General features: G+C 44.7%; 7 protein-coding genes. 6 read left to right on the plus strand and 1 reads right to left on the minus strand.

The genetic code is table 11. The features are described 5' to 3' along the window. Positions 1-326: 326 nt before the first annotated feature. A complete protein-coding gene (locus DW039_RS19985; protein ID WP_120382292.1) occupies positions 327-1391 on the minus strand; it encodes a hypothetical protein in 1065 nt (354 codons plus the stop codon). A gap of 230 nt (positions 1392-1621) precedes the next feature. Between DW039_RS19985 and DW039_RS19990 the strand changes: the two genes are divergently transcribed. The 6 genes from DW039_RS19990 to DW039_RS20015 form a co-directional block, all read left to right on the plus strand. Beyond that, positions 1622-2626: a LacI family DNA-binding transcriptional regulator gene (locus DW039_RS19990; protein ID WP_005824684.1), complete on the plus strand. Its 1005-nt coding sequence runs from the start codon at positions 1622-1624 to the stop codon at positions 2624-2626. 77 nt (positions 2627-2703) lie between these two features. Further along, positions 2704-4491, plus strand: a complete 1788-nt coding sequence (locus DW039_RS19995; RefSeq protein WP_118940775.1) for an L-fucose isomerase — start codon at positions 2704-2706, stop codon at positions 4489-4491. A 14-nt stretch (positions 4492-4505) separates the two neighbouring features. Then, the gene (locus DW039_RS20000) at positions 4506-5729 is read left to right on the plus strand and encodes a DUF6786 family protein (protein ID WP_117704152.1); all 1224 of its coding nucleotides are present in this window, start codon (positions 4506-4508) and stop codon (positions 5727-5729) included. 25 nt (positions 5730-5754) lie between these two features. After that, complete coding sequence (fucP, locus tag DW039_RS20005; protein WP_120382293.1) at positions 5755-7185, plus strand: L-fucose:H+ symporter permease; 1431 nt, start codon at positions 5755-5757, stop codon at positions 7183-7185. 11 nt (positions 7186-7196) lie between these two features. Next, a complete protein-coding gene (locus DW039_RS20010) occupies positions 7197-8837 on the plus strand; it encodes a ribulokinase (protein ID WP_120382294.1) in 1641 nt (546 codons plus the stop codon). Between the two features lie 64 nt (positions 8838-8901). After that, positions 8902-9611 (plus strand): glycoside hydrolase family 172 protein (locus DW039_RS20015; RefSeq protein WP_371682776.1); only part of this gene is annotated, 710 nt, incomplete at its 3' end.

Below are 9611 nucleotides of genomic sequence, written 5' to 3' on the forward strand. Positions count from 1 at the left end.
CTTCAAGGCCGGATTAAGTTCTTCGAGAACTTCGCCGGAAGGAAGACCCCAACAATAGTTAAGAAGTATCTATTAAGTTGACTTTAAAAGATTGTTTTGAGATTTTATACTATGAAAAGTTGTATATATATAAAAAATGAGAACAGTAGAAATAGAGTATCTATTTTCTGCTGCTCTCATTAGAGTAATAAGCTATTTAGTAAGTTTTGTAATTTAGCCTTTTCTTATTTTTATCCACCTTTTATCTGTTTCTGTTCTATAAATTAAGAAGAAAGGAGGGGATAAATAAGGAAGAAAGGAATTTCTACCAAAAAAGTAGTCCGTTCTTATTTCATAATGTGGTTTATTAATTCTTCCGGTGAAAGAGGTGTGATACCAAAAATATAGCTTTGACCAGACTGAAATGGTTCAGTCAGTTCAAAGTTCTCATAAGCGATACCACCAGGTATCGGAGATTTACTTGCCCAATAAGTATAACGACCGTTCACAACTCCTTCTAACTCATTACTTGGATTGGAACAATACCAATATTGCGTTGCTTTTTTACCAGTATATTTCCAATGTGTATGTGTATCTTCAGCATATACAGCTTTTGTAGGGTCTTTCTCATCAGGTGACGCTATAAACCATACACCTCCATTTTTATCTTTTATCATTTCTGCCACTGGAGTATGGTTATGTTCTGTGAAATTAGAATCTTTATAGCTCGGCCATAATTGGCCGGCTTCTTTCGTTTTACCATCTGCGAGATGTAATGTCCTAAGTCTTGCTTTGTTTCCCATAGTAGCTGTGAGTATAAAACGATTTAGCTCATCTGAGTCTTCCGCAGTATACGTAGTCAGTTCAAACTCATAAGGCTTTCCTTCTGTGAATTTAGTCCGGACATAGACATTCGCACCATTATCAAAAGTTTCACAAAAGAAATACACAGTAAGTGTTTCAACTCCATTTTCCTTTGCTATTACTCCGTGAGCTGGATAATACTGATCTGGAAATGAGGGAGCTTCAGGAGTATTCCCACTCCAAAAACGTTTTCCACGAACATTATCGAGTTGACTCCATTCCAGTTCTGAGAGCCCCCTATTATTTTTTGCTTTATCAATTGGTTCAAAAGCAATGAAATTGGTAACAACAAATTCATCATGTTCTAAATAAGGTGTATAGATACGAATTAGCCCACGTGGACCTCCTAATGGAGCAATTCCTATTCGGATACCATTTGCAAATCCCCAAATGGGTTGTGCTTTTGTATTTTGAGCAGGTTGTAACCATATTCCATTTTTTTCCGGAGTTGCTAAAGTTTCCGGAGCTATTTGTAGGTTAGTCTGTCCATAAAGGTAGTGTATTCTGCATGTAAAGAATAAAAGTGTAAATAGAATCTTGGTTTTCATGATTTTAAAAGTTTAAAATTAATTTTTATGTGTCGTTTATGGTAGTTCATATCGTTTTTAGCATGATTTGGTACTGCAAATATAAAAATGTTATAACGAATTAGCAAAATAATTTGCAGATTTAATTTTTATGTTTATATTTGCATCGTGAGAATACGATAAGTGCTACTGATTCAAGAGGTAACCTAAAAGTATAATACTATTATATAGCAAAAACGTTACACAAATATATGTCGTCACTAAAAAAAATATCGCTGAAGGATATTGCTGAAGCTGCAGGCGTTTCAACAGCATTGGTTTCGTTCGTTTTGAATGGGAAAAAGAAAGAGTATCGCGTGGGAGAAGAAACTGCCCAACGCATATTGAAAATTGCCAATGAAATGAACTACCAGCCTAATCTTGCGGCCAAAAGTCTTCGTAGTGGCAAAACAAAAACAATAGGATTAGTGGTTTCTGATATTTCCAACCCATTTTTTTCTCAATTAGCGCGTGTATTGGAAGATGAGGCAACCAAACGGGGATATACCGTACTTTTTGGAAGTTCAGATGAGGATAAGGATAAGATGACCCGTGTTGTTAGTAACCTTATTAATAAAGGGGTAGATGGACTCATCATTGTTCCTTGTGACAATTCTGAGAAATCCATCGCTTCACTTGTGAACAATAATATCCCTATTGTTTTGTTCGACCGCTATTTTCCGGAAATCAATGTCAGCTATGTGGCGTTGAATAACTTCAATGCTTCCTATATATCAACCAAACATCTTTTGAATGCAGGCTATAACGCTCCTTGTATGGTGGCTTATGATGTCAACCTTATCCATATGAAAGAGCGTATCCGTGGTTATAAAAAGGCTATGGATGAAGCCGGTAAGAGAAACTTGGCTAACGTGGTCTTTTTGAGGCAGGATGCTCCCAGAAAGTCCGCAGACCGTTTGTTGCCTAAAATGATTGATGGCGGTGTAGACGCTTTTCTTTTTGCCACCAACATGATTTCATTGGCTTGTTTATATACAATAAAGGACATGGGAGAGGGAATTATTGGTAAAATAGGTTTAGTGGGTTTTGACGGTAATCCGGTATTTGACTTTTTTGATGCCCCTATATCCTATATTCAGCAGCCTATAGATGTTTTAGTACAGAAAGCACTTGAAATACTGATAGATATCATTATTAACGGTAATACAGTGCAGTCTGTGCTTGCCGAGGGAGAATTTATTGAAATGGCTCCTTAGGAGAGCTGTTTTTTTTACATGATAGCTTAATCGATTTAGTTAATTTTTATATTAATCTCAATAAAAACAGTTGAACCATGAGAAATTCAAGATTAATCGGTGGAAAGCCGAAAATTGGTATCAGACCTATTATTGACGGTCGCCGTGGAGGTATCCGTGAGTCATTGGAGGATATGACTATGGGCATGGCCCATAAAGTGGCCGAGCTTTATTCTTCTGTCTTACGTCATAGTGACGGCACTTCCGTAGAGTGCGTCATTGCAGATACAACTATCGGTGGAGTGGCTGAAGCCGCCATGGCGGCTGAAAAATTCCGTAATAGTGGAGTGGGTGTCGTACTTTCTGTAACTCCTTGCTGGTGTTATGGATTCGAAACTATTGATATGGACGGAGAGATGCCGAAAGCCATCTGGGGCTTTAACGGTACGGAACGTCCGGGTGCGGTTTACCTGGCTTCGGCATTGGCAAGCCATACACAGAAGGGATTGCCTACTTTTGGCATTTACGGACGTGATGTACAGGAGGTGACCAATATGGAGATACCGGAAGATGTACAGGAGAAATTGTTGCGCTTTGCCCGTGCAGGTATAGCTGTGGCTACAATGAAGGGGAAATCCTATCTTTCAATCGGCAGTGTATCCATGGGCATTGCAGGCTCTATTCCCAATCCTGATTTCTTCCAGGAGTATTTGGGCATGCGTAATGAGTATGTGGATGCCAGTGAGATAGAACGTCGTGTCCAGCTGGGCATTTATGACCATGAAGAGTTCGCACGTGCCATGGCATGGACAGAAAAGTATTGCAAGAGTAATGAAGGGACAGACTTTAATCCGGAACATCTAGTATATTCCCGTGAAGAGAAAGATGCCCGTTGGGAATACGTGGTAAAAATGACCCTTATTTTCCGTGATATGATGATTGGCAATCCGAAATTGGCTGAAATGGGGTTCAAGGAAGAGTCAATGGGACACAATGCGATTGCCGCGGGTTTCCAGGGACAGCGCCAGTGGACGGATTATAAGCCTGACGGTGATTTTTCAGAAGCTATACTGAATACTTCTTTCGATTGGAACGGTATCCGTGAAGCGTTTACTTTCGCTACGGAAAATGATACGCTGAATTGTACTTCAATGCTCTTCAATCATCTATTGACCAATACTGCACAGATATTTGCGGATGTGCGTACTTATTGGAGTCCGAATGCCATAGAACGGGTAACGGGTAAGAAATTGGAAGGTAAGGCGGCAAACGGTTTCATTCACCTGATCAACTCAGGCTCCTGTACGCTTGATGGGACAGGCTGCCAGACACGTGACAATAAACCGGTAATGAAGCCTTTCTGGGAAATTACGGAAGAGGAAGTGGAAGCTTGTCTTTCTGCGACCAAGTGGCATCCGGCCAGTCGCGAATATATGCGTGGCGGTGGTTATTCTTCCCAGTTCCTGACCCGTGGTGAAATGCCGGTAACAATGTGCCGTCTGAATCTCGTAAAAGGTCAAGGTCCGGTATTACAGATTGCCGAAGGCTGGACAGTAAACTTGGATAAGGATGTCTTCAAGGCCATCAATGAACGTACTGACCGTACATGGCCTTCCACTTTCTTCGCTCCACGTCTGACAGGTAAGGGATATTTCCGTGATGTATATACCGTTATGAATAACTGGGGGGCTAACCATGGCGCTATCAGTTATGGCCATATCGGTGCTGACTTGATTACTCTGGCTTCCATGCTCCGTATCCCGGTATGCATGCACAATGTTTCTGAGGAGGATATTTTCCGTCCCAGTGCATGGACCGCTTTTGGCGAGGATATGGAAGGCAGTGACTATAGGGCTTGCAAGAATTACGGACCTCTCTATAAATAAAGGACACAGGCGTTATGTTGAAATCAACCAAACTGAAAAACACTCTGCTGGCAGGTGCAACTGCAATACTTGTATCATGCGGCGGACAAAAAGAAATCAAGATGGGAAGTTATGCTTATGATGCCCGGTTCTTAAAGGACCACGGCATTGAATATACTGAATTGGTATCTGCTGATGGGAATTCTAAAGTGATGGTTATTCCCGCATGGCAAGGCCGTGTAATGACTACTTCCGCTTCCGGCGATGAGGGTGATAGTTACGGCTGGATTAATTATCGTTTCATAAATGAAGGCAAAGTCAGTTCCCAGTTTAATCCGGTAGGAGGTGAGGAACGCTTCTGGCTTGGTCCGGAAGGTGGTCCGTTCTCACTTTATTTTAAGGGAGGACAAGAGCAGGTTTATGATAATTGGATAGTTCCTCCGGTACTTGATACTGAAGCTTTTGACATAAAGTCACAGGACAGCGGTAGTATCCGTTTTGTGAAAGATACCCGTTTGACAAATGCTTCCGGTACTACTTTTGATATGAATATTGACCGTACTGTATCGTTGATGGATGCCGGTGAAGTGGCTGCCGATTTTAATATCCAGCTTACAAATGATATGAAAATTGTAGCTTACAAGAGCGAGAATAAGATTACCAATACAGGTGACAAGGCATGGACAAAAGAGGGTGGCCTTGTATCCGTATGGATGCTCGGCTGTTTTAATCCTACACCGACCACTACTGTATTCATTCCTTATAAGCAAGATGCGGAAGGAACAATCGTGAATGATGAATATTTCGGTAAGATACCGGCGGATAGGCTGATAAAGGAAAATGGTATTATCTATTTCAAGATTGACGGGCTCTATCGTTCCAAGCTGGGATTGCCGGCTTCACGGGCAACGGATATTTGCGGAAGTTATGATTCATCGAAAGGCGTACTCACAATCCTGTGGTGTAGTCTTCCCGAAACTCCTTCAGTCTACGTAAATGGCCAATGGGGACCTCAGGAAGATCCGTTTGCCGGCGATGTAATCAACTCTTATAATGACGGTCCGGTAGAAGACGGTTCTATAATGGGACCTTTCTATGAAATTGAAACGTCTTCTCCTGGTGCGGAGCTGGCTCCCGGTGCCTCATTGGTCCATACGCAAAAGGTGATTCATATACAGGGTAAGGATGAACAATTGGTTCCTATCGTGCAAGATTTATTTGGAGCAGATTTGAATGTAATAAAAACAAAGTTTCAATAGGGTAACTATATAATGGAGAATTCGTATGGAATCAAATAAAATAATACCGAAAGGAATCCTCTTCCCATTCATTCTGCTCACTACTCTTTTCTTTGCCTGGGCTGTGCCGAATAATCTGACAGATACCATGCTTGCAGCTTTCAAGCGCATCATGAGTATGAGTGATTCAAAAACAGCCTGGATACAGGTAGTGTGCTATTTGTTGGGATATGGATGTTGTGCTGTTCCCGGTGCCTTGTTTATCAAGAAATACACTTATAAATCAGGCGTGATGCTGGGGCTTGGTCTATATGCATTTGGGGCTTTACTGTTCTATCCTGCCATGCTTAGCTCGGGAGTGAATGTTGATTTCAGCTTCTTTATGTATCTGCTGGCAATCTTTGTTCTCTTTGCCGGACTTTCAGTTCTGGAGACGTCTACTAATTCTTATGTATTGGCAATCGGTCCTGAAAGTACCGCGACACGCCGTTTGAATCTGTCTCAGGCCTTCAATCCGTTCGGAGCGATTACGGGAGTGGTGATCAGTCAGATTTTCATCCTCTCACAACTGAATGGAATGACGGCGACAGAGCGTGCCCAACTTCCGGCTGAGGAACTAGCCGCCATCCAGGGGCAGGAATTGAATGCTGTTACTACTGCTTATGTGGTACTTGGTCTGGTGATGTTGGTGCTCTTGCTTGCCATCCGGCTTACCAGAATGCCCAATCTTAGTGAAAAAGGTGAAAAAATAGAGTTTGGTGCCACTCTTCGTCGTCTTATAAAGAATAAGAATTATGTATGGGGTGTAATAGCACAATTTTTCAATATTGGTGCACAGATAGCCGTATGGTCATTCGTAATCCGTTATGCTATGGTACAGCTGAATTTTGACGGTGTATTGGCTTCTTTAGGAGAAGCCGCTTCTGCAGATGCTATTGTAAATGCATTACGGGGAGTGGAACCGGTAGCTGCCGCATTCTATAATTGTTGTGAATGGCTTGGATTGGATGACTTGCTGCCGCGTACGGCAGAACAGGCTGCGGCCACTTACTATATCATGTCGCTCATTCTCTTTGTGACCATGAGGTTTGTATGCACTGCAATGATGAAGTACGTGAAAGCTTATAAACTCTTGATAGGACTTGCGCTTCTTGCTGTAATGTGTTGTTTGGGTGCCATGTTCGGTAAGGGCAGTTTCGGCGTCTATTGCCTGATGGGTATTTCCGGATGTATGTCATTGATGTTCCCGACCATTTATGGTTTTGGTCTTACAGGTTTGGGGGATGATACTAAAATCGGCGGTTCATTCATGGTAATGGCTATTGCCGGTGCTGCCGTTCTGACCCAAATTCAGGGTATTGTCTCCGACCAGACAGGTAGTATTATGGCTGCATATGCTGTACCGGCCGTTGCTTTTGCAGTGATTGCCTATTATGGGTTCTTCATTGCAAGAAAACAAGAGTTAACAACCAAATAATGCTTTAGACTATGGAATCAAACAAGAAATACGTTATTGGTCTTGATTTTGGTACGGATTCTTGTCGTGCACTGGTAGTGGATACATATACTGGCCGTGAAATGGCTACGGGGGTAAGTTTTTACCCCCGTTGGAAAGCGGGGCTTTACTGCGATGCACACAACAATCGCTATCGCCAACATCCATTGGATTATATTGAATCCATGACAGAGGCTGTACATATAGCCTTATCTGATTTGAAGGAAGAAGAGATTGCTTCTATTTGTGGATTATGTTTTGACACAACTGGTAGTACTCCTGCTTTAACTGATAGGGCAGGAATGCCATTAGCTTTATGTCCCGAGTTTGCAGAAGAACCGGATGCTATGTTTATTCTTTGGAAAGATCATACAGCTGTTCGAGAAGCTGAGCAAATCAACGCACTGATTAATAAACGTAACCTTGATTATTTACTTTATGAAGGTGGTACTTATTCATCAGAATGGGTATGGTCAAAGGTTTTACATATTATCAACACAAACGTCGCTATAAAGGATGCTGCTTATGCTTGGGTAGAACACTGTGATTGGATGACTGGATTAGTAACTGGTAACACTATTCCGGAACAGATTTTTCGTAGCCGTTGTGCTGCTGGACATAAAGCAATGTGGCATGCCAGTTGGGGTCTTCCTTCCGGCGAAGTTCTCGAAGAACTTAATCCGGCCTTGAAGGAAATGCTCCCCCATCTGTTCACAGAAACCCACACCAGCGACACCAAGGCAGGGGAACTGACACCCGAGTGGGCAGACAGGCTTGGACTTCCCCGAGGAATCGCCGTGGCCGTGGGGGCGCTGGACGCCCATATGGGAGCCGTAGGCGCATCCGTCGCCCCGGGGATACTGACACGTATCATGGGAACATCCACCTGCGACATCATGGTTGCCGGCAAAGACGAGGTAGGCGGACGCTGTATCAAGGGAATCTGCGGCCAGGTGGACGGTTCGGTGCTTCCGGGATTCGTCGGTTTCGAAGCCGGGCAGTCGGCTTTCGGAGACATCTACGCCTGGTTCAGGAAGATGCTGGCATGGACACTGAAAGATATCCCCGGAGGGGAGGCCAGGCAGAAAGTTCTGGACGGCATGCTGGTGGAACTCACCCGTGAGGCCCAGGACATGGAACCCTCCGAGGACGGTGTTGTCGCCCTGGACTGGATGAACGGCCGCCGCACCCCCGATGCGGACCAGAATGTGAAGGGTGCCGTTGCGGGACTCACGCTGGGTACCAGCGCCCCGGAAATATTCCGTGCGCTGGTGGAAGCCACCGCCTTCGGTTCCCGCCGTATTGTGGAGCATATGAAGGGCCAGGGGCTGCGCATTGATTCGGTCAATGCCATCGGAGGTATCAGCAAGAAGGCGCCCTTCGTGATGCAGACGCTGGCGGACGTGCTGGACATGCCTATCCGTGTGGTACGCTCGGAACAGACCTGTGCCTTGGGAGCGGCAATGTTCGCGGCAGTTGCCGCAGGGGTGTACAAGGATATCAACGAGGCGACAAGGCACATGGAGTCGGACATCGAGGCTGAATACCGGCCGGATGAGAAAAGAGCCCTCATCTACGAAAAACTATACAAGAAATATCTTGAACTGGCAAAACTTGCTGAAACCATTAACTAAGTATACAAACCATTAATCTATTTAAAACATGAGAATCAAATCATTAATTTTGGCGGCCTTATGCATGGTCACCGTGGGTGTTTACGCCCAAAGCAACTACCCGTTCAACGGTCTGGACATGAACATGGGTAACCTGTCAAGACTGTCCGATGCGAAGACACGTTCCATCAGTCCCGAGAACTTCACGGGTGAGAAGGGCAAGGGCGGCATGGCCGATCCGGTCAGGGACAAGGACCAGCGGAATGTGGCCAACGCCCACCATGCGGCCAAGGACCTGGGCAAGGGTTGGAAGGTAAACCCCTTCATCATCGTGAAACCGGGAGAGACAATCACGATTGCGGAGATCGAGGGTCCGGGAGCCATCCAGCAGATCTGGATGACACCGACCGGGAACTGGCGCTTCTCCATCCTGAGAATGTACTGGGACGACGAGAAGGAGCCTTCCGTCGAATGTCCGGTGGGTGACTTCTTCTGCAGCGCATACAATGAATATGCACAGCTCTCCTCACTGGCCGTTTGCGTGAATCCGGGCAGCGCCTTCAACTGCTACTGGAAGATGCCTTTCCGCAAGAAAGCCCGTATCACGCTGGAGAACATCAACACCGCCGAGGAGATGCGCCTGTACTACCAAATCAACTACACCTTGACAGAAGTTCCTGAGGACGAGGCCTACTTCCACGCGCAGTTCCGCCGCTCCAACCCGACCCAGGGGTCGCTGCACACGCTGATTGACGGTGTGAAGGGCAAGGGACAGTACGTGGGTACCTACCTGGC

The organism is Bacteroides sp. AF39-16AC (assembly GCF_003602735.1).
Lineage (GTDB): Bacteria > Bacteroidota > Bacteroidia > Bacteroidales > Bacteroidaceae > Bacteroides > Bacteroides uniformis.